Consider the following 22,540-nt stretch of genomic DNA (forward strand, 5'->3'; position numbering starts at 1 on the left):
ACCGGCTCTCTACCGTCTTGCCTCGACGAAACCGCCGAAACCCAACCGGCAGGTAACCGACTGAAGGAGCACCAACGTGGCTTTCACCACGGCCGAAGAGGTCATCAAGTACATCGCCGACCAAGAAGTCGAGTACGTGGACATCCGATTCAGCGACCTGCCCGGCGTTCAGCAGCACTTCTCCATCCCCGCATCCGCGTTCAACCAGGACGTGTTCGAGGACGGCCTCGCGTTCGACGGCTCCTCGGTCCGCGGCTTCCAGTCGATCCACGAGTCCGACATGATGCTGCTGCCCGACGTCTCGACGGCACGGATCGATCCGTTCCGCAAGGCGCGCACGCTGAACATGGACTTCTTCGTCCACGACCCCTTCACCCGTGAGGCCTACAGCCGCGACCCGCGCAACGTCGCCCGCAAGGCCGAGGAGTACCTGATCAGCACCGGCATCGCCGACACCGCATTCTTCGGTGCCGAGGCCGAGTTCTACATCTTCGACTCGGTCCGTTACGACTCGGCGATGAACGGCGCGTTCTACGAGCTGGACTCGATCTCGGGCGCGTGGAACACCGGTGCCGAGGTCAACGCCGACGGCAGCCCGAACCTCGGTTACAAGGTCCGCGCCAAGGGTGGCTACTTCCCCGTCGCACCGTACGACCACTACGTCGACCTGCGTGACGCGATCTCGACCAACCTCACCAATGCCGGCTTCGAGCTCGAGCGCGGCCACCACGAGGTGGGCACCGGCGGCCAGCAGGAGATCAACTACAAGTTCAACACGCTGCTCGCCGCTGCCGACGACCTGCAGCTGTTCAAGTACATCGTGAAGAACACCTGCTGGCAGTACGGCAAGTCGGCCACCTTCATGCCGAAGCCGCTGTTCGGCGACAACGGCTCGGGCATGCACGTGCACCAGTCGCTGTGGAAGGACGGCAAGCCGCTGTTCCACGACGAGGCCGGCTACGCGGGCCTGTCGGACCTGGCTCGCTGGTACATCGGCGGCATCCTGCACCACGCGCCGTCGCTGCTGGCGTTCACGAACCCGACGATCAACTCGTACCACCGTCTGGTTCCGGGCTACGAGGCCCCCATCAACCTGGTGTACAGCCAGCGCAACCGCTCCGCCGCGGTTCGCATCCCGATCACGGGCAACAACCCCAAGGCCAAGCGCATCGAGTTCCGCGCGCCGGACTCCTCGGGCAACCCGTACCTGAACTTCGCGGCTCAGATGATGGCCGGCCTGGACGGCATCAAGAACAAGATCGAGCCGATGGCTCCGGTCGACAAGGACCTCTACGAGCTCCCGCCGGAGGAGGCCCGCAACATCCCGCAGGCCCCCACCAGCCTGAGCACGGTCATCGATCGCCTCGAGCAGGATCACGACTACCTGACCGAGGGTGGCGTCTTCACGTCCGACCTGATCGAGACCTGGATCGCGATCAAGCGCGAGCAGGAGATCGCCCCGGTCAACCTGCGTCCGCATCCGTACGAATTCTCGCTGTACTACGACTGCTGAGTCGTACAGCGCGCTGACCTGCTGCGCTACGTGACGCCACCCGCATCACGGCCGCAGCTCGTCGGCAGCACTTCCCGAGTCGACCCGCTCGGCGATCACTCGACCGATCGCCGAGCGGGTCGACTCGTCTGTATCGGGCCCAGAACCGGTCGACGACGATCCGGTTCGTGTTAGATCTGAACCATGTGAGCCGATCGGTCCACATGGAGAGGATGCCGTGCCTGCCCCCATCGCCACCGCAAATCCCGTCACCCACGCGGCCCTACTGGGCCTCGGCGTGTACCGGCCCCGACGCGTCGTGCCGAACTCCGAGATCGTCGATCGCATCGACTCCTCCGACGAGTGGATCCGGACCCGTTCCGGCATCGCGGCCCGTGGCTGGGCCGAGCCTGACGAGACCATCGTCTCGATGAGTGTTGCGGCCGCCCTCGACGCGCTCGCCGCGGCGGGTCTGGTGGCCGAGCAGATCGACGCTGTCGTGCTGGCCACCTCGTCGCAGATGGTGCTCGGGCCGTCGGCTGCGGCGGTGGTGGCAACCGAACTCGGTATGCACGACACCGCCGCCTACGACGTCTCCGCCGGCTGTGCCGGCTTCTGCTACGCGCTCGGCAACGCCGCGAGTCTCGTCCGTGCAGGGCAGGCCCGTCATGTCCTGGTGATCGGTGTGGAGCGGCTGTCCGACCTGCTCGATCCGACGGACCGGACGTGCGCGTTCATTTTCGCCGACGGCGCGGGCGCAGTCCTGGTCGGACCGTCCGACTCCGAGGGGATCGGTCCGGTCGCGTGGGGTTCGGACGGAAGCCAGACCGCGGCGATCAAGCAGGACAAGGATTTCAAGCAGTACTTCGCCGAGGTCGCGGCAGCCGAAGCCGAAGGTGGCAGCACCCAGCGGCCGTACATCCGGATGGACGGTCAGGCCGTCTTCCGTTGGGCGATCACCTTCCTGGAGAAGGCGTGCCGCGACGCTCTGGAGAAGGCAGGTGTCATTGCCGACGACCTGGACGCCTTCGTGCCACACCAGGCGAACAGTCGCATCACCGACGCCTTGGTCCGGACGCTGGGACTACCCGACACCGTCGCTGTCGCTCGCGACATTGCCGAAAGCGGCAACACCAGTGCGGCGTCGATTCCGATGGCCATGGAACAGCTCCTGCGTTCCGGAGAGGCCCGCCCCGGCGACACCGCGCTGCTACTCGGCTTCGGTGCCGGACTCGCCTATGCCGGGCAGGTCGTCCAGCTGCCCGCGATCACCTCGTAGGACGGGCTTCGGACAGCGACGAGCCCGCCACTCCGAACTGGAGTGACGGGCTCGTTCGCGTAGGTGCCGAGCCGGTGGCTCAGTAGCGGCTCGCGCCGGAGAAGGGCATGGAGTCGACGGGCGAGACCTTGACGACGTCACCCTCGGTGGGCGCGTGGACGACGCTGCCGTTGCCGATGTAGATGCCGACGTGGTCCGAGCCGTAGAAGCCGATGACGTCACCGGGCTGCAGGTTCGACTTGGAGACGGGGGTGCCGCCTGAGACCTGGTCGTAGCTGGTTCGCGGAACCGACTTGCCGGCCTGCTTGTAGGACCACTGGATGAGCCCGGAGCAGTCGAACGAGTTCGGGCCGGTGGCGCCCCACACGTAGGGCGAGCCGACCTTGGACTGGGCGGCGTTCGCGGCGGCCTGGCCGGTCGAGCCGGCGACCGGGGTGACCTCGACCGAGCTGCTGCCCCAGCTGGGCGCCGTGAACGGCTGCGCCATAGCGGGAGCGGCGGGGATCATGATGGCGCCGGCGGCGACGGCGCCGAGCAGCAGGCCGCGGGTGGTACGGGTCAGGCGGGTGTTCTTCAGGGCCATTCGAGGGTCCTCCGAGTCTTGCTGTGGTCCGACACTTGGTCTGGCATCGGTGTTCGGGCACAACCCAGAGTTCCGTCGTTACCGGATCGATACACCGGTAGATCTACCCGCATGGGTACCTGTTTCGACACCCGGCTACCTACGCGCCCCGAAACACCCCTCTGACCAGCACATACGCCTCGGACTACGTGTGTCGCCGGTCACCCTCGGAGCCGTAACGGCGCTGTGACGGGGGTCATCACAGCGCCGTTACGTAGTCGCCGGGCGGGAATCGGTCGGTCAGGAGGCGGATCCACCGAGCGCCGGCAGGCACCGGTAGGTCGCCAGCACGGCCTTGTGATCGGTGGGCCACGGCAGCGGCGAGTCGACGAACTTGTCCTGCGTGTTCTCGGCGACCCGTTCGTTGCGGACGATCGTCTCCCGCGGTCCGACGATGCCGGCGGAGACGAGACGCAGGCGGGTGTTCCTGCCGGCGAAGACGTAGTCGATCCGGTCCCGCTCGTCGGCGTCGGGCGCCCACGTGAGCTCGGAGACCGGGGCGTCGGGATTGCTCGCGGGCCAGGTGAAGCCTGGATGGGTCACCGGGTTCGGGTACATCCGCCGGTAGGCGTCGACATACCCGGCCTCCTGCAGCAGCCGGGTCGACTCCCACGGCAGCACGACGCCGTTGTGGTCGAACAGGTCCTTCGCCTCCTCGGTCCAGTCCAGGTTCGACGGCTCGTTGAAGTCGCCACCGAGGATCACCGCCCGCCCCTTCTCCTGTTCTCGCGCGGCGTCGTCGAGGAACGCGGAGATCACCGCGGGACGACCGGACTCGATGTTGACGCGCTGGACCGCGGCCGCATCGGTGACGGGAGCGGGCATCTTGTTCCAGCCGAACTCGGAGAACTCCCCCGGGCTGGGGATCCCGCCGCCGTAGCCGCGCGGGAGGTAGGTCGCGTACCACCGGTACTGCAGGTGCGCCGAGTACACGGCCATCTGCATGCCCGGCACCGACACGACCGCCTTGACCATGTAGTCCAGCGTCGCGGTCTCCTCGATCGGGAACCGGGACAGGATCCCGGTGTCCGACGACGTGGCGGCATGGAACCGGGTGCCCCGCCGACCGAGCATGTCGGCGAGGGCGGTTGTCGCGTCGCCCGACTCGGAAAGCAGCACGATCGATGCCCGGGTGGACTCGATGATGTCGGCGACCCGCTCGAGACCGTTGGGGATCTTGCTCCCGCTGTGCCAGATATTGATGGACAGGACGCGAACTTCCTGGAACGGGAACGCTCCGGCGGACGCTGCCGTGCCGATCGCCCCCGCACCGAGGGCCGCCGTTCCTGCCGCCACCGTAAACGCCTTCATCGCCTGACGCCGTGTCAACGAAGTCATCACACCACACTCCTCATCATCTGCCGCTTTGGCGCAGTGATGAGATCAGGCGGAACTGAACGGCCCGGGAACCGGACATTGCCGGCACACGGGCGGAAGGTGACCGGGCCGGGTGGTGGTGGAACCCGGCGGGTGCGGCGTCAGCCCGGGAGCTTGCTCGCCAGGACGTCGACCTTGCTGATGTGGGGGTGCCCGACGAACAGTTCGTCGGCCCGCGCCATGAGCGCGGCAGCGACCTTGCCCGCGAGATGGGCCTGACGACCGGTGTCGTCGGGGAAGGCGTCGAAGATACCGAAGGTGGCGGGTCCGAATCGGAGGGCGAACCACGCGGTCGTGTCGGGCTCCTCCTGTACCAGCGTCAGCGCGCTCTCGAGAAACTGCGCCACCTCGGTTTCCTTGCCGCGTTTCGCCTCGACGCGGACCAGCAGTGCGGCGGTGACCATCGGATACCTCCAGCGGTCGTGCGGAACGAACCAGTTCTCACTGTTCTCGCATGCCCCGACCACGTCAACGACGACGGGAGGCCACGCGACGCGTGGCCTCCCGTGGCGTGCGATTTCGATCAGTCGATGTCGGCGAACCGCGGAATCAGGTGCTCGGCGACCTGCTTCGCCTCGTCGAGCAGCGGCCAGCCGGCGAGGATCAGGCCGGTCAGCCCGGTGCGCTGCCGCAGGGTCCGGACGTGACCGGTGATCTCGTCCGGCGCGCCCACGTAGTACACCGCCGAGGATCCGGTCGCGAAGATGTCCAGCGGTGACCACGCGGTGATGCCCGCGTACAGGCCGTCGCCGAGGTACAGGTCGTCGGGTTCGGGGATCTTGCCGGCGACGATGGTATCGACCCACCCCTGCCGCTGGGCGTCCCGCGCGGTGAAGGTGCGCAGATCTTGCTGCCCACCGGTACGCCGGCGCACGGCCTTGTCCAAGACGTCGCCGATCTGGTCGATTCCGGCCTTCTCGAACAGCGACCGGAACCGCTCCATCGCCTCGTCGCGGGTCGCGCGGACGATGACGCCGGACAGCGCACCGAAGTCGGTGAACTCGCGACCGGCCGCGGCCGCCGCCCTGCGTGCACCGTCGAACTTGTCCTCGATGAACGACGTCTCGCGCAGCATCGCGAGGTACGCGTCGAGCACCTTGCCCGAGTTCTCCAGTCCCGCAGGCGAATCACCGGTACCCCACAGCGGCACCTGATGGTCGGCGAGCGGATCGATGCGCAGCGGCGTGTTCGGGAAGTTCGACTCGCTACCCTCGCGGTAGTACCGGCGGAAGTCCGCCCAGTACTGCTCCCCCAACTCGTAGCGGCGGTCGTGATCGACGTTCATGTCGTACTTGGTGAGGATGTTGTCGCGGCCGTTGACCGAGTTGATCATCAGGCGCCCGCCGCTGAACGCGTCGAACGTGAGCGCCTTCTCGGCGAGCAACCGGGCCGGGATCATGTTCGCGTACACCGCGACGAGGAACTTCATCCGCGAGGTGTGCGACGCCGCCCACGTGGCCGACACGAACGGGTCGTTGGGCCACGTCGCGACCAGCGCGCCGTCGAATCCACCGTCGTCGATGGTCTTCGCAAGCTCGATCTGACGCTGCCCGTCCACCGGATACAGCCCACCCGGACTCCACGGGTAGTCACCGTCGGCCTGCGTGAGATACCAGAAAGTCTTGACGCTCATCGGTTTCCAGCCTCCACGGCGATTGCGGTCAGGTCGATCGACTCGATGCGAACGCGACCTGCGAGGGTGGCGGCATCGACGAAACTCAGGGCGTCGAGGTAGGCGACGGCGAACGAGCCCGGACCCGACGATTTCTCCTCGGCGATCTCGGACGCGACCGCGACGTGGGCGTGCGCGGCCGCGAGCCCGATCAGTGGCGTCGGCGCCACCGCCAGGTAGGCCGCGACCAGTCCGCCGAGCGAGCAACCGGTGGAGGTCACCCGCGGCAGCATGTCGCTGCCACCGCCGATGCGGACACCGACCGCGTTGCCGTCGCGGTCCCGTCCGACGAGGTGGTCGACCGCACCGGACGCCGAGACCGCGTCGGCATGGGCGAGCAGCGCGACGGCGGCGGGAACCGCGGCGGCCGGGTCGTCGGAGCTGTCGACGCCCCGGGTGTCGCCGCCCAGGCCGGCGAGCGCGATGATCTCGGACGCGTTGCCGCGGATCGCGGTGGGCCGATGCTTCAGCAGATCGACGGCCAGCCCACTGCGCCACGGCAGTCCACCGACGCCGACGGGATCGAGCACCCACGGGGTACCGGCATCGTGCGCAGCCTCCGCTGCGAGCGTAAACGCCGCCGCGGTGCCGTCATCGGGCGTGCCGAGATTGATCAGCACTCCGCCGGCGATGCGTGCGAAACCGGCCGCCTCGTGCGCGTTGTCGATGTGGGCGTTGCTGGCGCCCGCCGCGAGCACGACGTTGGTGAGGAAGTTCGCGGAGACGATGTTGGTGAGCGAGTGGACGAGAGGCACCTGGGCACGCAGCGCGTCCAGAGCGGCGGCGAGCTGGTCGCCGGTGACAGGTTCGGTCATGAAGAATCCTTGGAGAGGGCGTGATTCGGGCGAGCGCGGATCAGGACCTACGACATCGGTTCACTGATCACCGCCGGGCAGTGTCACGAGGGGCAGCGTCGAATCGGCGGTCCACTCCTCGAGGGAGCCGTCGTAGATCTTGATGTCGTCATATCCGGCGAGCACCAGGCCGAGCGCGGACAGACACGCCGAGATTCCGCCGCCGCAGTACACGACGAGCGGGTCGACGGTGCCTGCCAACGCGTCGGAGGCGAGGACACGTAGCTCGTCCACGCCGCGCACCCGGCCGGAGTCGTCGAGCAGGCTCTTCGCCGACAGGTTCCGACTTCCGGGGATGTGCCCGCGACGGGAGTAGCGGGTCTTCTCTGCGCCCGAGAACTGGCCCGGAGCGAGGGCGCAGACCAGCGTGCCGGGGGCCCGACCCTCGCTGATCGCCACCACGTCGTCCCGGTCCACCCACAGTGGGCGGTACCCGGCCACCACCGCGGTGGACAGAACTGCACGGGGCGGGACGTCGTCGCCGGATTCGACGGGCAGTCCCGCGGCACGCCACCGGACCAGTCCGCCGTCGAGGACGCGGGCATGGATGCCGACGCTGCGCAACAGCCACCAGAATCGCGATGCCCACGTCATCGAACCCTGGTCGTAGACAACGATGTCGGTGCCGGACGAGATGCCGAGTTCGGCGAGCTCGTCCGCGAGCCTGTCCACGGGTGGCCGGCTGAAATGCAGCTCGTCGGTGGTGTCGGAGAAGCTGGTGAGCAGGTCGATGTGCCGCGAACCGGGTACGTGCGACTCGCGCCAGACCGATGCACCGGACTCGGGCCGGTAGTCGCCGTCGAACCGGGCCGGTGCGAGCAGGACCGTGACGTCGAGCACGACGGGCGCATCCTCCGCCCCCAGAAGGGGAGCAATTTCCTCGGCCTGAACCAGGGGCCACACCGCGCTATGCAACTTCCACATCCTCACTACGACGATCAGCGACCACGAACCTAAATGACGACATGCGTATACGCAAGTATGCGACTGCCGTCAGTGGCATAATCAGCGGGTCCGACGCAGAACACGACAGATGGGGGCACCGATGACATACGGGGACGACCTGACGGAACTCGGCGCGCTCATACCTTCCGATGCCGCCGGCCGCTCCGATCAGACGTCCAGGCAGTACCTGCACCTGCGCGCCGACATCCTCGCCGGCAAGTTCCCGCAGGGTGCGGCACTGCACGAGACGCAGCTGAGTGAGAAGTACGGCGCGTCCCGCACCCCGATCCGCGAGGCACTGAACTGGCTGGCGCACGACGGCCTGCTCGAACGCGCAGCACGCGGCTTCCGCGTCCGTTCCGGCACCCCCGAGGACGTCATCGAGATCTACGCCGCGCGCGTCGCCCTCGAATCGGAAGCCGCAGGCGCCGCCGCGATTCGGCACACCGACCTCGACATGGCTCGCCTCGACCGGTTGCACAACTCCTGCTGCGGAGCCAAGGACGACGCCGAGGTCCGCACCGACAACTTCCGCTTCCACGAGGCGCTGTGGCAGGCCGCGCACAATACGACGATCATGACGCTCCTGGTCCGGCTCACCACGCAATTGCGGATCTACGACAGCGGGCCGCCGTCGAACTACGGCGAGCCCGACCTGCTCAATGCCGAGCACAGCAACATCCTCGAGGCCATCCGCGCACGGGACGAGCGGGCCGCGCGCGAACACATGCGGACCCATCTCGAGCGCAGCCGCGAACAGCGGATCCACCTGTTCGCCAACGGCTGACGCGCCGCCTCGACGTCGAAACCTCAGGTCCGCGGGCAATTTCGCCCGCGGACCTCGTCGTCTCCGCCACCTCACGCGACCCTCGTGAAGCGATGCGGTGCCCTCATCGGACTTCCCACGCAGCGGGAGAGCGGCTGACATGTGATCTGCCCCACTTCACCATGTAGGAGCGGACAGCGCGGCCCGGCTCGATTGCGCCCGTTGCCCGTTGCCCGTCGTGTCGGTTCGCCGACCGCCACTCGACCGAAGGAACCCCACCGTGCGATTCACTTACGCAGAGGCCATGACCGACCCCGCCTTCTACGTCCCGCTCGCGCAGGCGGCCGAACGCGTCGGATTCGACTCGATGACCGTCGCGGACAGCATCTGCTATCCGGAGGAATCCGATTCGGTCTACCCGTACACACCCGACGGGAGCCGTGAGTTCCTCGAGAACAAGCCGTTCGTCGAGGCGATGATCCTCGCGATGGCGTTGGGCGCGGCGACGAGCACACTCCGGTTCACGACCTTCGTACTCAAGCTCCCCATCCGCCCACCGGTGCTCGTCGCCAAGCAGGCCGCGTCGATCGCATATCTGACGAACAACCGACTGCGACTGGGTGTCGGGGTGAGCCCGTGGCCCGAGGACTTCCAGGTGATGGGTGTGCCGTGGGAGCGGCGCGGCAGGCGGACGGACGAGGCGATCGACATCGTGCGCGGACTCACCAGCGGCGGCTACTTCGAATACCACGGCGAGATCTACGATGTGCCGTCGATCAAGCTGAATCCGGTACCCACGCAACCGATTCCCATCCTGATCGGTGGGCACAGCGGTGCAGCACTGCGCCGGGCCGTCGTGCGTGGCGACGGGTGGACGCACGCCGGCGGCGACCCCGCGGAACTCGATCGCATGCTGGACACGCTGCAGAAACTGCGCGCCGCCGAGGGCAAGGCGGACACCCCCTTCGAGATCCACGTCGCGTCGGCGGACGCGTTCACGGTCGACGGCGTCAGGCGACTCGAGGACACGGGCGTCACCGACGTGATCGTGGGCTTCCGGAACTCGTACGAGGTCGCGCCCGACCTCGAGCCACTGGATCGGAAGATCGCGAACCTCGAGCACTACGCAGAATCGGTGATCGCCAAGATGTCCTGACCCGACAGGAACGACCGACCCGCGACCACTCACGCGGCATCCGATGGTGACCCCGCCGGATGCCGCGTCGTCGTTGCGGATCAACTCGCGCCGGGCCGCGCGCGGCGGGACATCGAGGTCCCACACAGGTTACGCTTACCTTAGTTATTGTATGCTCACCTAACCGTCCGGCCCGGATGGTTGCTGCCGTTCGTGAACGGCCACCGCGCCAGAGCATCTCTGCCTTTGCCTTTCGGAGCCTCATGTCGACCCCTCCCCGCCCTCTGAATCCGACCGCCGCGCTCACGCGCCGAGACCTCATGCGCTCGATGGGGGTCGCAGCGCTCGCCCTCGGCGCGCTCGGCATCACCGCGTGCTCGAGCCGCGAGGCCGTGTCCGACGCGGCCCAGACCACCACCACCGGTGGCCCGATCACGATCGTGGACCAATACCAGAACACCGTCACCTTCGACACCCCCGTCGGACGGATCGCGTCGACGATCATTCCGGTCCCGTCGATGATCATCGGGGCCGACCAGTCCGCCGCTCGCAACGTCGGCGTCAACCAGGTCGCGATCTCGATGGCCTCGAAGGGCATGCTGGGCACGATGTTCCCGCAGTTCCTCGACACCCCGGTGGTGGCGGGCAACGACTTCGTGCCGAACGTCGAGCACATCCTGACGCTGAACCCGGACGTCGTGATCCAGTGGGGCGACAAGGGTGACGACATCGTCGCGCCGCTGCGCAACGCCGGCCTGAAGGTGATCCTGCTCAAGTACGGCACGCAGGAGGACCTCGAGGCCTGGATCACGATCTTCGGTGACCTGCTCGGCAAGAAGGCCGAAGCCGACGCGGTGCTCGCGAAGATGGCGGACGACCGCGCGCTGGTCGAGAAGACCGCCGCGGCTCACGCCGCCACCGCCCCGCGCGCGATGTACCTGTACAACGCACCGGAGATCAAGGTCGGCGCCGACAACAGCTACATGGACTTCTGGATCAAGCTCGCGGGCGGCACGAACGTCGCGTCGGGCGCCGGCAGCGGATCGAGCCTGGGCGTCACCCGCGAGCAGGTGCTCGGCTGGGACCCGGAGATCCTGATCCTCGGCAACTTCGAGCCGACTACCCCCGCCGACATCTACGCCGACCCCAAGTGGGCGTCGCTCTCGGCGGTGAAGAACGAGCGGGTCTACAAGGCACCGATCGGCGGATTCTCGTGGGATCCGCCGTCCAACGAGGCCAACCTGATGTGGCTGTGGGTGAGCTCGGTGTTCTTCCCCGACGTGAACCACGAACTGCGCGAGCGGATCCGGGAGACGTACCGCACGCTGTACGCGTACGACGTCACCGACGCGGACGTCGACCGCATCCTGCACATGCCGGCCAACTCGGAAAGCGCCGGCTATGACGCCTTCCGTGCTTGACACCGCCACCGAGCAGCAGCGGCGACGGTCGTCGCACATTCTGGTCCCGGTGGTCCTGACCGTCGGGATCGTCGCGGTCGGGCTGATCTCGCTGTCCGTCGGCCGCTACACGGTCCCGGTCAACGAGGTCGCGCGCATCCTGATCAACGAGGTGGTCTCGCTCCCCCGCACCTGGACCGACGCCGAGTCCAACGTCGTACTGGGCGTGCGGCTTCCGCGGGTGCTGCTCGGCATGCTCGTCGGCGGCGGCCTCGCGCTCGGCGGTGCCGCACTGCAGGCCGCCTTCCGCAACCCGCTGGTCAGCCCGCAGATCCTGGGTGTCTCCTCGGGTGCGTCGTTCGGTGGAGTGCTGGCCTTGATGTTCGGGCTGGGGTCGACCTTCCTCGTCGGGGGCGCGTTTCTGTTCGGACTCGTGGCGCTCGGCATGGTGCTGCTGATCGGACGAACCCGGTCCGGCGGCGCGATCCTGATGATCGTCCTCGGCGGCGTCGTCACCAGTGCGTTCTTCTCGGCACTGGTCTCGTTCATCACGTACGTCGCCGACCCCTACTCGACCCTACCGTCGATCGTGTTCTGGCTCATGGGTTCCCTGGCCACCGCGGACATGGCGAAGGTACTGATCGCGGCGGTGCCCATCCTCGCCGGTTCCGCCGTCATCATCGGCCTACGGTGGCGGATCAACATCCTCTCGCTCGGCGACGACGACGCCGCCTCGCTCGGGGTGAACCCGGGACGGCTGCGGGGCGTGCTCCTGACGATGGTGGCGCTCATGACCGCCGGCGCGGTCGCCGTGTCGGGCGTGATCGGCTGGGTGGGCCTGGTGGTCCCGCACATCGCCCGGCTGTGGGTCGGCCCGGATCACCGGATCTCGATGCCGACGACGTTCGTCCTCGGTGCCGCGTACCTGACGATCATCGACACGCTCTCGCGCACCGTGAGCTCCGGCGAGATTCCGCTCGGCATTCTCACCGCGATCATCGGCGCTCCGGTGTTCGTTCTGCTGCTTCGGAATTCGCGTAGACAGGCCTTCATCGATGCTTGAGAGCAATGCCCGACTCGAATTGCGGGACGCCGGATTCCACTACCCGCGGCGCGACTGGGTGTTCCGCCACGCGAACCTGCGAGTCGACGATGGCATCACGTCGATCCTCGGACCCAACGGTCAGGGCAAGACGACGCTGCTGCGGTGCATCGCCGGGCTGACCCCGCTACGCGAGGGCAGCGTCGAGCGCGACACCGCCATCGGCTACGTCCCGCAGGCCAGCCTGTCGAGCTTCGCGTACTCGGTGTTCGACATGGTCCTCATGGGCCGGGCGAAGAAGGTGTCGGCGTTCGCGACGCCTGGCCGCGCCGACATCGCCCGCACCCGCGAGGTCCTCGACCGGGTCGGGATCGCCGACCTCGCGCAGCGCAGCTTCGCCGAACTGTCCGGCGGCCAGCGCCAGCTCGTGCTGATCGCGCGGGCACTGGCGTCGGACGCCGCATTCATGATCCTCGACGAACCGGTGTCCGCCCTGGACCTGCGTAATCAGGCCCGGGTGCTGGAATTGTTGCGCGACCTGGCTGCCGACGGCATGGGAATCCTCCTCACGACCCATCACCCCGACCACGCGCTGCATCTCGGCGGGCGCGCGATCGTGATGCGTTCGTCCGAGGACATCCGTGTCGGTCCCGTCACCGAACTGGTCACCGACGCCATGCTCACCGAGCTGTACGGCATCGAGGTGGTGAGCGCCACCGTCGACGACCGCGGCGCCCCGCGCACCGTCCTCTACACCCGTTTCGACACATTCACGGCCACCGAATCCCTGGCCACCCTCCAGAAGGCGTCACGATGACTCTCGACTCGACTGCACCGCAGTCACTTCCACCGGTTCTGCACCTGGTGATGGGCACGAACACCGGCATGTCCGGCGGCACCACCGCCGCACGCCGGGTGCAGCAGGTCGACCTGTACGAGCTCGACATCCTGAACCTCGACGGTGTCCGCGGCCTGCTGGTCAACGGCAACTGCGACCAGATCTTCCTCGAGCGCCGCCGCGACGTGCTCGACGACTTCGTCACTGCCGGTGGCCGGATCGCGATCATGGGCCATCCACTGACGGATTTCCTCCCCGGCCTCGGTCAGTGGCGCAAGCTGCAGTACTCCGGTCCGAAGGATCTCGCGATCACCGCCGGCGACCCACACCCTGTGTGGGAGGGGGTGGACCCCGCCGACGTCAGCTTCCGGCGCGGCGTGTCCGGCTTCTACGGCCGCGGCTACAGCCAGAAGCTGCCCGACGGCGCCGTGGTCACCAACCGCATCGGCCGCCACGCGCTGCCCGTCGACTACGTGTACCCGCTCGGCGCCGGTCAGGTGCTGGTCCACGGCGGCATCGATCTGGCCGTCTACCAGGAGGATCCGAACACCTCCGCGCGCATCTTCCCGCAGCTGCTGACGTGGCTGGCCCAGCAGGAGGCACAGGCATGACCACCATCGAACCGGCCATCGAACCCTTCGCCCGCACCGACCGCGCGCCCCGCTCGCGCCGCCGACTCGCACTCGTGCACGGCGGATCCCACTTCCACCTGCAGACGCTGAAGGATCCGGCGGTGATCGCCCACCAGCCCGATTTCCTGTATCTCGCGGATCTCGCCGACGGCGATCTCGACGCGTTCGACGCCGTCATCCTTGCCGACCGCCTGCACCCCGAACTGCTCCGCAGGCACACCGCGCAGATTCTCGCGGTGGCCGAGCGCGGCGGCACGCTCGTGGTGCTGGGTGAGAACGCCGCGCACACGTGGTTGCCGGCGGTTTCGTGGACGGCGCGGCCCACCAACTTCTGGTGGTGGCTCGAGGGCGAGGATCCGCTGATCCGCACCCGCAGCCCCGAACACGAGGCGTGGGAATACCTTTCGACCAAGTCGGTGATCTGGCACCACCACGGCCTGCTGCACACCGATGCGGACGTCGTGCCGCTGCTGGTGTCGGAGGAGCCGGACGAGAAGGGCGACCTGCGCGACGCCGGCATGATGCTGTTCGAGGACACCGCCACCACGTCGGGCCGGATCATCGCGACCACGCTCGACCCGACGTACCACCACGGCAACAACTTCATGCCGGGGTCCACGCGCTTCCTCTACGCGCTGCTGCGCTGGCTGGACAACACCGGCAGCTGACTGAGGTGGCTGAAGGGTCCCTTCATGCGCTCGCAGGAGCCGAAGGGGCCCTTCAGCTGTCACGCGGGGAGTGACAGGGGTGTCACACGGAGGGTGCCGTCAGTCGACGTCGTACACCTCGGTCGCCGGCACCGCCGGCAGACGGTCCGTCATCTCCTGCTCGAGCACGACCAGCCGCGCCTCGTCGGCGTCGGTGCGACCGCTCTTGTTCACGAGTTCGATGAACTCGTCGACGACGAAGCCCTCACGCACCTGAACCGGCACCGAGTTTCCGCGATAGGTGAGCCGGAAGACGTAGTCGGCCAGGGTGTTTCCCCGCTCCGGCCGGGCAAGATCGGGGTCCACGACGTACCGGCCGCCGGTGACCGCGCGCGTCACCATCTCGAACGTGTCCCGCACACCCGGTCCCCCGTGCGCCGTGGCGATCTCCACCTCGCGACGCTCGATCGGCACCCCGCCGGCCAGCAGCGGCAGCGCACGACACCGCACCTTGAACGCGTGCGCGACTCCGCCCGGCGCGTTCGGGCCGTGATACTTCATCAGGTCGTCGAACGTGTAGACGATGGGGCGGCCGCCCTCGACGACCGATACCTCCGAGCTCACGTCACTCCCCTCCGAACACGCGCTGCACCACGGCCTTGGCGCGCCGGGTGACGCGCAGGTAGTTGTCGAGGAACTCGTTGGCGTCGCCGCCCGGCCAGCCGGCCACCTGCGCGACGGCCGCGAGGACCTTGCCCGGTCCGGGCAGTTGATCGGTCGGCTTGCCGCGCACCAGCACCAGCGCGTTGCGCGCCTTGGTCGCGGTGAGCCACGCGTCGCGCAGCAACTCGATATCGGTCTCGCTCAACAGTTCCGCCGCGCCGATCGCGTCGAGCGTCTCGAGTGTCGAGGTGTTGTGCAGCGACTGGATCTCGTGGGCGTGCCGCAACTGGATCAGCTGCACCGTCCATTCGATGTCGGCGAGGCCCCCGCGGCCGAGCTTGGTGTGGGTGGCCGGATCCGCCCCGCGCGGGAGGCGTTCGGAGTCGACACGCGCCTTGATGCGACGGATCTCGCGCACCGCCTGCTCGGAGACGCCGCCCTCCGGGTAGCGAGTCTTGTCGATCATGTGCAGGAACCGCAGGCCCAGATCGGCGTCGCCCGCGACGGCATGAGCCCGCAGCAGCGCCTGGACCTCCCACGCCTGGGCCCACTGCGCGTAGTACGCCTCGTACGACGTCAGAGTCCGCACCAGTGGGCCGCTCCGCCCCTCGGGCCGCAGACCGATGTCCACCTCGAGCGGCGGATCGGTACTGGCCGCGCCGAGCAGGGTCCGGACGCGGTCACCGACGATGTTGGCCCACTTGACCGCCCGGGTCTCGTCGACGCCCTCGCGGGGCTCGCACACGAACAGCACGTCGGCGTCCGAGCCGTAGCCCAGTTCGCCGCCGCCGAGCCGGCCCATGCCGATCACGGCAAAGGTCGCGGGTGCGGGCGCGCCGGTCTCGGCCTCGCTCGACCGGATGACGGCCGCGAGCGACGCATTGAGCACGGCCGCCCACACCGACGACAGCGCCCGGCACACCTGCGGGACGTCGAGCATGCCGAGGATGTCGGCGCTCGCGATCCGCGCCAGTTCGTAGCGGCGCAGCGATCGCGCCGCCCCGACCGCACGGGCGGGGTCGACGTACCGCGAGGACGACGACAGGATGCCCCGCGCGACGTCCTCGGGGCGGGGGTCGAGCAGACGCGGACCGGAGGGACCGTCCGCGAACAGCCGGATCACGTCGGGCGCCTTGATCAGCAGGTCCGGGATGTAGGCGGACGAGCCGAGCACCGTCATCAGTCGCTGCGCCACCGACGCCTCGTCGCGCAGCAGACGCAGGAACCACGTCGCGTCCACGAGCGCGTCCGACAGGCGCCGGTAGGCCAACAGGCCCGCATCGGGATCCGGCGTGTCACTGAGCCATTCGAGCAAAGTCGGCAACAGCAGCGCCTGGATGCGCCCCTTACGGGAGGCACCGCCGGTGAGTGCGGTCAGGTGACCGAGCGCGTTCTCCGGCGCCGAGTAACCGAGGGCCGCCAACTGGCGGACCGCGGCATCGGGGCTCAGCCGCAGCGCCTCCTTGTCGATCCGGGCGACCGACTCGAGCAGCGGCCGGTAGAACAGCTTGGCGTGCAGCCGCCGCACCCGGTGCGAGTTGCGCTTGATCTCGGCGCCCAGCACACCGAGCGCGTCGTTGCGGCCGTCCGGTCGCATGTGTGCGGCGCGGGCGAGCCAGCGCAGCGCCTCCTCGTCCTCCGGCGGCGGCAGCGTGTGCGTGCGCTTGAGCTTCTGCAACTGCAGCCGGTGCTCGAGCAGGCGCAGGAACTCGTACGACGCGGTCAGGTTCGCGGCGTCGTCGCGCCCGACGTAGCCGCCGGCCGCGAGCGCGGTCAGGGCATCGACGGTGCTCTTGACCCGCAGCGACGTGTCGGCGCGGCCGTGCACCAATTGCAGGAGCTGGACGGCGAACTCGACGTCGCGGAGGCTGCCGCGACCCAGCTTGAGCTCCCGCTCGCGCAGTTCCGGAGGCACCGAGTCCTCCACCCGGCGACGCATCGCCTGCACCTCGGGCACGAAGTCCTCACGCTCGGCCGCCGTCCACACCATGGGGCCCAGCGCGTCGGTGTACTGCCTGCCCAGCGCGAGGTCGCCGGTCATGGGCCGGGCCTTGAGCAGTGCCTGGAACTCCCATGTCTTGGCCCACCGCTTGTAGTAGGCGACGTGCGAGTCGAGGGTTCGGACCAGCTCACCGCGCTTGCCCTCCGGACGCAGCGCCGCGTCCACCTCGAAGAAGGCCGACGATCCGATGCGCATCATCTCGCCGGCGATACGGCTCGACACTGCGTTGGACGGCTCGGCCACGAACACGACATCGACGTCGCTGACGTAGTTCAGTTCGCGCGCACCGCACTTGCCCATCGCGATCACTGCGATCCGGACCGGACACGGCTCGTCCGGGCACACCGCGGCCACGGCCACCGACAGTGCCGCCGTCAGTGCCGCGTCCGCCATGTCCGAGAGCTGGTGCCCCACGGTCTGGTATGGGACCACCGGCTCGTTCTCCACCGTCGCGGCGAGGTCCGCCGCGGCCAGGACCATCATCTGATTGCGGTAGCAATCCCGCAGGGCCGCAACCGCTTCGGGCCCGGTAATGGCAGCACGATAGAACATCGACGACGCGTTGGGGCCGGTCTCGGGCACCGCGCCGACACTCGCCAGCAGGCGCCGGGTCAGCTCGTCCTTCGACGGCAGCGTCACGTCACCGGCGAGCAGCTTCCACGACGTCGGGTGGGCGACGAGGTGATCGCCGAACGCGCTGGAGGCGCCGATCAGCCCCAGCAGCCTGCCACGCAGACCCTTGTCGGTGTGCAACGCAGCGTCGAGCTCGGTCCACCCGTCGCCCAGGCTCTCCTGCAGCCGTACCAGCGTCCGCAGTGCCAGGTCCGCGTTCGCGGCCCGCGACAGCGACCACAGCAGTTCCACGCCGTCGATGGTGGACCAGCCCAGCGCCTTCAGCTCGTCCGGGGCGGTCGGCTCGACCAGGCCCAGCCGACCCGCGCCGGGCACCGCCGAGCGGGCGTACGGAGGCTTCACCGGATCACCCCCACCCAGATGTCGTCACGATCGGAACGTGGACTGACCGGACAGGGCACGCGTGTCACCTCTTCGGGGATCGGACGGTTCGGGTGGGCCGTTCTAAAGGCCCAGGTACGTCTTCAGTTCGAACGGCGTCACCTGGCTGCGGTAGTCCTCCCACTCGCGGCGCTTGTTGCGGAGGAAGAAGTCGAAGACGTGCTCACCCAGAGCCTCCGCCACCAGCTCGGACTTCTCCATCTCGATCAGCGCCTCCTGGAGGCTGCCGGGCAGCGACTTGTAGCCCATGGCCCGACGCTCGGCGTTGGTCAGCGACCACACGTCGTCCTCGGCCTCGGCGGGCAGCTCGTACCCCTTCTCGATGCCGCGCAGACCGGCCGCGAGCAGCACCGCGAACGCCAGGTAGGGGTTGCACGCCGAATCGGGGCTACGGATCTCGACGCGACGCGAGGACGCCTTGTTGGGCGTGTACATCGGAACCCGGATCAGCGCCGAACGGTTCGACGGCCCCCACGTGGCCGCGGTGGGCGCCTCGCCGCCGTGCACCAGACGCTTGTAGGAGTTGACCCACTGGTTGGTGACGGCACTGATCTCGTTGGCGTGCTCGAGGATGCCGGCGATGAACGCCTTGCCGGTCGCCGACAACTGCATCGGATCGTCCGGGTTGTGGAACGCGTTGGTGTCGCCCTCGAACAGGCTCATGTGCGTGTGCATCGCCGAGCCGGCCTGATCGCTGAACGGCTTCGGCATGAACGACGCCCGCACGCCCTCGTCGATCGCGACCTCCTTGACGACGTACCGGAACGTCATCACGTTGTCGGCCATCGACAGCGCGTCCGCGTAGCGCAGGTCGATCTCCTGCTGGCCGGGCGCGGCCTCGTGGTGGCTGAACTCCACCGAAATGCCCATCGACTCGAGCGCGTCGATCGCGTGGCGCCGGAAGTTCGGCGCGCGGTCGTGCACGGCCTGGTCGAAGTAGCCGCCGCTGTCGGCGGGCACCGGCGGGGTGCCGTCGATCGGCCCGTTCTCGAGCAGGAAGAACTCGATCTCGGGGTGCACGTAGCACGAGAATCCGAGGTCGCTGGCCTTGCTCAGCTGACGGCGCAGCACGTGCCGCGGGTCGGCCCACGACGGCGTGCCGTCGGGCATCGCGATGTCGCAGAACATGCGCGCGGAGTGCTGCGCGCCGTCCTTGTGCGCCCACGGCAGGATCTGGAACGTCGACGCGTCCGGCTTGGCGACGGTGTCGGCCTCCGAGACGCGGGAGAAGCCCTCGATCGCCGAGCCGTCGAATCCGATGCCCTCCTCGAAGGCACCCTCCAGTTCCGCGGGCGCGATCGCCACCGATTTGAGGTACCCGAGCACGTCGGTGAACCACAACCGCACGAACCGAATATCGCGCTCTTCGAGGGTGCGAAGCACGAACTCCTTTTGGCGATCCATGTCCGCGAGACTAAGCAAACCGCGTTAAATCTGTGTTACATCGTGAAATCGGTCTCGTCCGGCCGGCTCAACACGTCAGGTCCGGGTCGGGAACGGTGAGGTCGACGAAGTACGCCGAGACCGGGTCGTCGACGCAGCCGACGCCGTCGAACACCGCGGTGTGCTGGGTCCCGCGGTACGTGATCAGCGCACCGTCGAGCTGCTTGGCCAGATTCACGCCCGCCTGGTAGGGCGTCGCCGGGTCCTCGGTGGTCGAGACCACGACCACCGTCGGCAGGCCCGCGAGTGCCGCCGGGTCGATCGTGTGCGGCGCACCCGTGTTCGGCACCGGCCAGAACGCGCACACGTCGAGCGGGGCGTTGCCGGTACCGCGACCGTCGTCGAGGAACGGCGCAGCCTGCCGGTACCGCATGTCGGCCTCGCCCTCGATCGCCCGATCGGTGACCGGCGGATCGTCGACGCAGCGGACCGCGTTGAACGCGTCCTCGAGGTTCGAGTAGCTGCCGTCGTCCAGACGGCCCTCGTACATGTCGGCGAGCAGCAGCAGCTCGTCCCCGCGCCCCGCGGCGAGTTCCGTCAGCCCGGCACGCAACGGCCGCCACAGGCTCGGCGAGTACAGAGCCTGCTGCACGCCGGTGATCGCGTCGTCGTAGCTCAGGCCGCGCGGGTCGGTGGTCGCCGCCGGGCGATCCACCAGCGGGTCGACCAACGCCCGGAACCGGGCGTCGGCCAGGCTGGGGTCGGCCCCCAACGGGCATTCCGCCGATCGTGCGCAGTCGGCGGCGAACCCGTCGAACGCCTGCTGGAAGCCGGCGCCCTGCAACACCACTTCCTCGACCGGATCCTGCTCCGGATCGAGCGCACCGTCGAGCACCATCGCGCGCACGTTGCCGGGGAAAGTCTCCGCGTACGCCGTGCCGATGCGGGTGCCGTACGAGAAACCGAGGTAGTTCAACTGGGGGTCGCCGAGCACCGAGCGGATGACGTCCATGTCGCGGACCACCTCGCGGGTTCCCACGTGCGCGAGCAGCGGAATCCCGGACCGTTCCGCACACCGCGCCGCGTAGAGGCGGTTCTCGTCCTCGGCCCGCGCGATACCCGCCGGACTCATGTCGACGTTCGGCTCCCGGCGCTCGGCGTCGGTCTCCTGCGGGGTCTGACACCGCACCTGCGGGGTGGACGCTCCGACGCCCCGCGGATCGAACCCGATGACGTCGAAGCGTTCGGCCACCTCGGTGCCGTCGGCGACGGACGCCGTGCTCAGCCCCGATGCCCCGGGACCTCCCGGATTGACCAGCAGCGACCCCAGCCGCGCACCGGTCGCGCCCGACCGCGAGATCGCGATCTGGGCGGTGTCGCCGCCCGGATTGCCGTAGTCGAGGGGCACGGTGACCCTCGCGCACTCGAGTGTCGGGCTCAGTTCGCCGCCGTCGGTCGCGAAACCGTCGCACGAGCCCCAGGCAATCTGCTGGGTGTAGAACGATTCGAGGCCCGGAGGAACGGCCCCCGCGCCCGCCTGACCCGCCTCGGCTGCGACCGGGGTGCCGGAGACGGTGCCGCTCGACGGTTCCGTCGTGCAGCCGACGGCCGAGACGGTCACCGCCGCGATCGTGGCGACGAGCAGGGTTCGGCGTCCGGTCCGCATACCTCCGATCGTGCCACGCCCGGTCGAACGCCCAGGACACACCGCATCCGAGGCGCCCTGTGCGCACGCCCACGGCACACACTCCGATGTGACGAACTGCACTGGAACCGCACTTCGTGGGCCCCGGTCGCGGTGGCAGACTGAAGGCGTCATCACCCAACCCGGGGACCCGCACAGGCGGGCCTCGAGGCGAGAAAGGGACAACGATGTCCGAGACCGCTCCGTACGGCTCAACCAGCTCGACATCCTCCGACACCCCCAAGCGCAAGACCCGGATCCATCACCTGCAGGCGATGAAGGCCGAGGGCACCCGCTGGGCCGAACTGACCGCCTACGACTACTCCAGTGCCCGCCTCTTCGAGGAGGCCGGAATTCCCGTCCTGCTCGTCGGCGACTCGGCCGCCAACGTCGTCTACGGCTACGACACCACCGTTCCAGTCACGATCGACGAGATGCTTCCGCTCGTGCGCGGTGTCGTCCGCGGCGCACCGCACGCCCTCGTCATCGCCGATCTCCCGTTCGGCACGTACGAGGCGTCACCGCAGCAGGCACTCGAGACCGCCTTCCGGTTCATGAAGGAAGGCCAGGCGCACGCCGTCAAGCTCGAGGGCGGCGAGCGCGTTGCCCCGCAGATCGCGGCGCTCACCGCGGCCGGGATCCCGGTCCAGGCGCACATCGGCTTCACCCCCCAGTCGGTCAACAGCCTCGGCGGCTTCCGCGTGCAGGGCCGTGGGGACGGCGCCGAGCAGCTCGTCGCGGACGCCATCGCGGTGCAGGAGGCCGGCGCGTTCTCCGTCGTCATGGAAATGGTGCCCGCCGAGCTCGCCGGTCAGGTCACCCGCAAGCTCACGATCCCGACCGTCGGCATCGGTGCGGGTCACGAGTGCGACGCGCAGGTCCTGGTGTGGCAGGACATGGCGGGCTTCACCAGCGGCAAGACCGCCAAGTTCGTCAAGCGCTTCGGCGAGGTCGGCGGCGCCCTGCGTGACGCAGCCACGGCGTACGCCGCCGAAGTCGGTGCCGGGACGTTCCCCGGTCCCGAGCACAGCTTCTGACGCCACCGCGTTCCGGCTCCGACATCGGGGGCCCCGGTCGAGAAATCGGCCGGGGC

Annotated in this window: 20 protein-coding genes; 10 read left to right on the forward strand and 10 right to left on the reverse strand. The window is 68.5% G+C overall.

Annotated features, from left to right (window positions below):
• Positions 1 to 76 precede the first annotated feature (76 nt).
• Both glnA and AC1RIF_RS14010 read left to right on the forward strand, forming a co-directional pair.
• A complete protein-coding gene (gene glnA, locus AC1RIF_RS14005; RefSeq protein WP_492601977.1) occupies positions 77 to 1,513 on the forward strand; it encodes a type I glutamate--ammonia ligase in 1,437 nt (478 codons plus the stop codon).
• A 217-nt stretch (positions 1,514 to 1,730) separates the two neighbouring features.
• Positions 1,731 to 2,771, forward strand: coding sequence for a beta-ketoacyl-ACP synthase III (locus AC1RIF_RS14010; RefSeq protein WP_492601978.1), 1,041 nt, complete (start codon positions 1,731 to 1,733; stop codon positions 2,769 to 2,771).
• 79 nt (positions 2,772 to 2,850) lie between these two features.
• Here the strand turns inward: AC1RIF_RS14010 and AC1RIF_RS14015 are convergent, their stop codons facing one another.
• The 6 genes from AC1RIF_RS14015 to AC1RIF_RS14040 all read right to left on the reverse strand — a co-directional run bounded on the left by AC1RIF_RS14015 (position 2,851) and on the right by AC1RIF_RS14040 (position 8,220).
• The gene (locus AC1RIF_RS14015; RefSeq protein WP_492601979.1) at positions 2,851 to 3,354 is read right to left on the reverse strand and encodes a C40 family peptidase; all 504 of its coding nucleotides are present in this window, start codon (positions 3,352 to 3,354) and stop codon (positions 2,851 to 2,853) included.
• Between the two features lie 279 nt (positions 3,355 to 3,633).
• On the reverse strand, positions 3,634 to 4,731 hold the full coding sequence (locus AC1RIF_RS14020) for an endonuclease/exonuclease/phosphatase family protein (RefSeq protein WP_492601980.1): 1,098 nt from the start codon (positions 4,729 to 4,731) through the stop codon (positions 3,634 to 3,636).
• Positions 4,732 to 4,871: 140 nt separating this feature from the next.
• A complete protein-coding gene (locus tag AC1RIF_RS14025) occupies positions 4,872 to 5,174 on the reverse strand; it encodes a putative quinol monooxygenase (RefSeq protein ID WP_492601981.1) in 303 nt (100 codons plus the stop codon).
• Between the two features lie 119 nt (positions 5,175 to 5,293).
• Positions 5,294 to 6,403 carry an LLM class flavin-dependent oxidoreductase gene (locus tag AC1RIF_RS14030; protein WP_492601982.1) on the reverse strand — a complete coding sequence of 370 codons (1,110 nt, stop codon included), beginning with the start codon at positions 6,401 to 6,403 and terminating at the stop codon, positions 5,294 to 5,296.
• On the reverse strand, positions 6,400 to 7,257 hold the full coding sequence (gene thiM / locus AC1RIF_RS14035; RefSeq protein ID WP_492601983.1) for a hydroxyethylthiazole kinase: 858 nt from the start codon (positions 7,255 to 7,257) through the stop codon (positions 6,400 to 6,402). Before thiM ends, AC1RIF_RS14030 begins: the two co-directional genes overlap by 4 nt.
• Before the next feature lie 60 nt (positions 7,258 to 7,317).
• Positions 7,318 to 8,220, reverse strand: a complete 903-nt coding sequence (locus tag AC1RIF_RS14040; RefSeq protein ID WP_492601984.1) for a sulfurtransferase — start codon at positions 8,218 to 8,220, stop codon at positions 7,318 to 7,320.
• Positions 8,221 to 8,341: 121 nt separating this feature from the next.
• On the opposite strand from AC1RIF_RS14040, the gene AC1RIF_RS14045 reads away from it, so the two are divergent.
• The 7 genes from AC1RIF_RS14045 to AC1RIF_RS14075 all read left to right on the forward strand — a co-directional run bounded on the left by AC1RIF_RS14045 (position 8,342) and on the right by AC1RIF_RS14075 (position 14,722).
• Positions 8,342 to 9,028, forward strand: a complete 687-nt coding sequence (locus tag AC1RIF_RS14045) for a GntR family transcriptional regulator (protein WP_492601985.1) — start codon at positions 8,342 to 8,344, stop codon at positions 9,026 to 9,028.
• A gap of 259 nt (positions 9,029 to 9,287) precedes the next feature.
• Positions 9,288 to 10,163 (forward strand): TIGR03619 family F420-dependent LLM class oxidoreductase, encoded by an 876-nt coding sequence (locus tag AC1RIF_RS14050; protein WP_492601986.1) that lies wholly within the window; start codon positions 9,288 to 9,290, stop codon positions 10,161 to 10,163.
• Between the two features lie 242 nt (positions 10,164 to 10,405).
• Positions 10,406 to 11,563, forward strand: a complete 1,158-nt coding sequence (locus AC1RIF_RS14055) for an ABC transporter substrate-binding protein (protein ID WP_492601987.1) — start codon at positions 10,406 to 10,408, stop codon at positions 11,561 to 11,563.
• Positions 11,544 to 12,605, forward strand: a complete 1,062-nt coding sequence (locus AC1RIF_RS14060) for a FecCD family ABC transporter permease (RefSeq protein ID WP_492601988.1) — start codon at positions 11,544 to 11,546, stop codon at positions 12,603 to 12,605. The genes AC1RIF_RS14055 and AC1RIF_RS14060 overlap by 20 nt, the downstream gene beginning before the upstream one ends.
• Entirely contained in the window at positions 12,598 to 13,401 is an 804-nt protein-coding gene (locus tag AC1RIF_RS14065) for an ABC transporter ATP-binding protein (RefSeq protein WP_492601989.1), read from the forward strand. The genes AC1RIF_RS14060 and AC1RIF_RS14065 overlap by 8 nt, the downstream gene beginning before the upstream one ends.
• Positions 13,398 to 14,033, forward strand: a complete 636-nt coding sequence (locus AC1RIF_RS14070) for a hypothetical protein (protein WP_492601990.1) — start codon at positions 13,398 to 13,400, stop codon at positions 14,031 to 14,033. Before AC1RIF_RS14065 ends, AC1RIF_RS14070 begins: the two co-directional genes overlap by 4 nt.
• Positions 14,030 to 14,722, forward strand: a complete 693-nt coding sequence (locus AC1RIF_RS14075; protein WP_492601991.1) for a hypothetical protein — start codon at positions 14,030 to 14,032, stop codon at positions 14,720 to 14,722. The genes AC1RIF_RS14070 and AC1RIF_RS14075 overlap by 4 nt, the downstream gene beginning before the upstream one ends.
• Positions 14,723 to 14,821: 99 nt before the next feature.
• Here AC1RIF_RS14075 and AC1RIF_RS14080 read toward each other — a convergent pair whose 3' ends face one another.
• From AC1RIF_RS14080 to AC1RIF_RS14095, 4 genes are all read right to left on the reverse strand, one after another.
• Positions 14,822 to 15,325, reverse strand: a complete 504-nt coding sequence (locus AC1RIF_RS14080) for a hypothetical protein (protein ID WP_492601992.1) — start codon at positions 15,323 to 15,325, stop codon at positions 14,822 to 14,824.
• Position 15,326: 1 nt separating this feature from the next.
• On the reverse strand, positions 15,327 to 18,341 hold the full coding sequence (locus tag AC1RIF_RS14085; protein ID WP_492601993.1) for a bifunctional [glutamine synthetase] adenylyltransferase/[glutamine synthetase]-adenylyl-L-tyrosine phosphorylase: 3,015 nt from the start codon (positions 18,339 to 18,341) through the stop codon (positions 15,327 to 15,329).
• Positions 18,342 to 18,443: 102 nt separating this feature from the next.
• Entirely contained in the window at positions 18,444 to 19,784 is a 1,341-nt protein-coding gene (locus AC1RIF_RS14090) for a glutamine synthetase family protein (RefSeq protein WP_492601994.1), read from the reverse strand.
• Between the two features lie 67 nt (positions 19,785 to 19,851).
• Positions 19,852 to 21,429, reverse strand: coding sequence for an alpha/beta hydrolase (locus AC1RIF_RS14095; protein WP_492601995.1), 1,578 nt, complete (start codon positions 21,427 to 21,429; stop codon positions 19,852 to 19,854).
• A gap of 206 nt (positions 21,430 to 21,635) precedes the next feature.
• On the opposite strand from AC1RIF_RS14095, the gene panB reads away from it, so the two are divergent.
• The gene (gene panB / locus AC1RIF_RS14100; protein WP_492601996.1) at positions 21,636 to 22,484 is read left to right on the forward strand and encodes a 3-methyl-2-oxobutanoate hydroxymethyltransferase; all 849 of its coding nucleotides are present in this window, start codon (positions 21,636 to 21,638) and stop codon (positions 22,482 to 22,484) included.
• Positions 22,485 to 22,540: the final 56 nt, after the last annotated feature.

This window comes from Prescottella sp. GW823-FHT02E09, assembly GCF_058797375.1.

Bases quoted from the DNA above. Each gene is read 5' to 3' on its own strand.
- AC1RIF_RS14095 (WP_492601995.1), bottom strand. From the start codon at position 21,429: ATGCGGACCGGACGCCGAACCCTGCTCGTCGCCACGATCGCGGCGGTG.
- AC1RIF_RS14060 (WP_492601988.1), top strand. From the start codon at position 11,544: ATGACGCCTTCCGTGCTTGACACCGCCACCGAGCAGCAGCGGCGACGG.
- thiM (WP_492601983.1), bottom strand. From the start codon at position 7,257: ATGACCGAACCTGTCACCGGCGACCAGCTCGCCGCCGCTCTGGACGCG.
- AC1RIF_RS14065 (WP_492601989.1), top strand. From the start codon at position 12,598: ATGCTTGAGAGCAATGCCCGACTCGAATTGCGGGACGCCGGATTCCAC.
- AC1RIF_RS14075 (WP_492601991.1), top strand. From the start codon at position 14,030: ATGACCACCATCGAACCGGCCATCGAACCCTTCGCCCGCACCGACCGC.
- AC1RIF_RS14020 (WP_492601980.1), bottom strand. From the start codon at position 4,731: ATGACTTCGTTGACACGGCGTCAGGCGATGAAGGCGTTTACGGTGGCG.
- AC1RIF_RS14040 (WP_492601984.1), bottom strand. From the start codon at position 8,220: ATGTGGAAGTTGCATAGCGCGGTGTGGCCCCTGGTTCAGGCCGAGGAA.
- AC1RIF_RS14055 (WP_492601987.1), top strand. From the start codon at position 10,406: ATGTCGACCCCTCCCCGCCCTCTGAATCCGACCGCCGCGCTCACGCGC.
- AC1RIF_RS14045 (WP_492601985.1), top strand. From the start codon at position 8,342: ATGACATACGGGGACGACCTGACGGAACTCGGCGCGCTCATACCTTCC.
- AC1RIF_RS14070 (WP_492601990.1), top strand. From the start codon at position 13,398: ATGACTCTCGACTCGACTGCACCGCAGTCACTTCCACCGGTTCTGCAC.
- AC1RIF_RS14015 (WP_492601979.1), bottom strand. From the start codon at position 3,354: ATGGCCCTGAAGAACACCCGCCTGACCCGTACCACCCGCGGCCTGCTG.
- panB (WP_492601996.1), top strand. From the start codon at position 21,636: ATGTCCGAGACCGCTCCGTACGGCTCAACCAGCTCGACATCCTCCGAC.
- AC1RIF_RS14090 (WP_492601994.1), bottom strand. From the start codon at position 19,784: ATGGATCGCCAAAAGGAGTTCGTGCTTCGCACCCTCGAAGAGCGCGAT.
- AC1RIF_RS14030 (WP_492601982.1), bottom strand. From the start codon at position 6,403: ATGAGCGTCAAGACTTTCTGGTATCTCACGCAGGCCGACGGTGACTAC.
- AC1RIF_RS14025 (WP_492601981.1), bottom strand. From the start codon at position 5,174: ATGGTCACCGCCGCACTGCTGGTCCGCGTCGAGGCGAAACGCGGCAAG.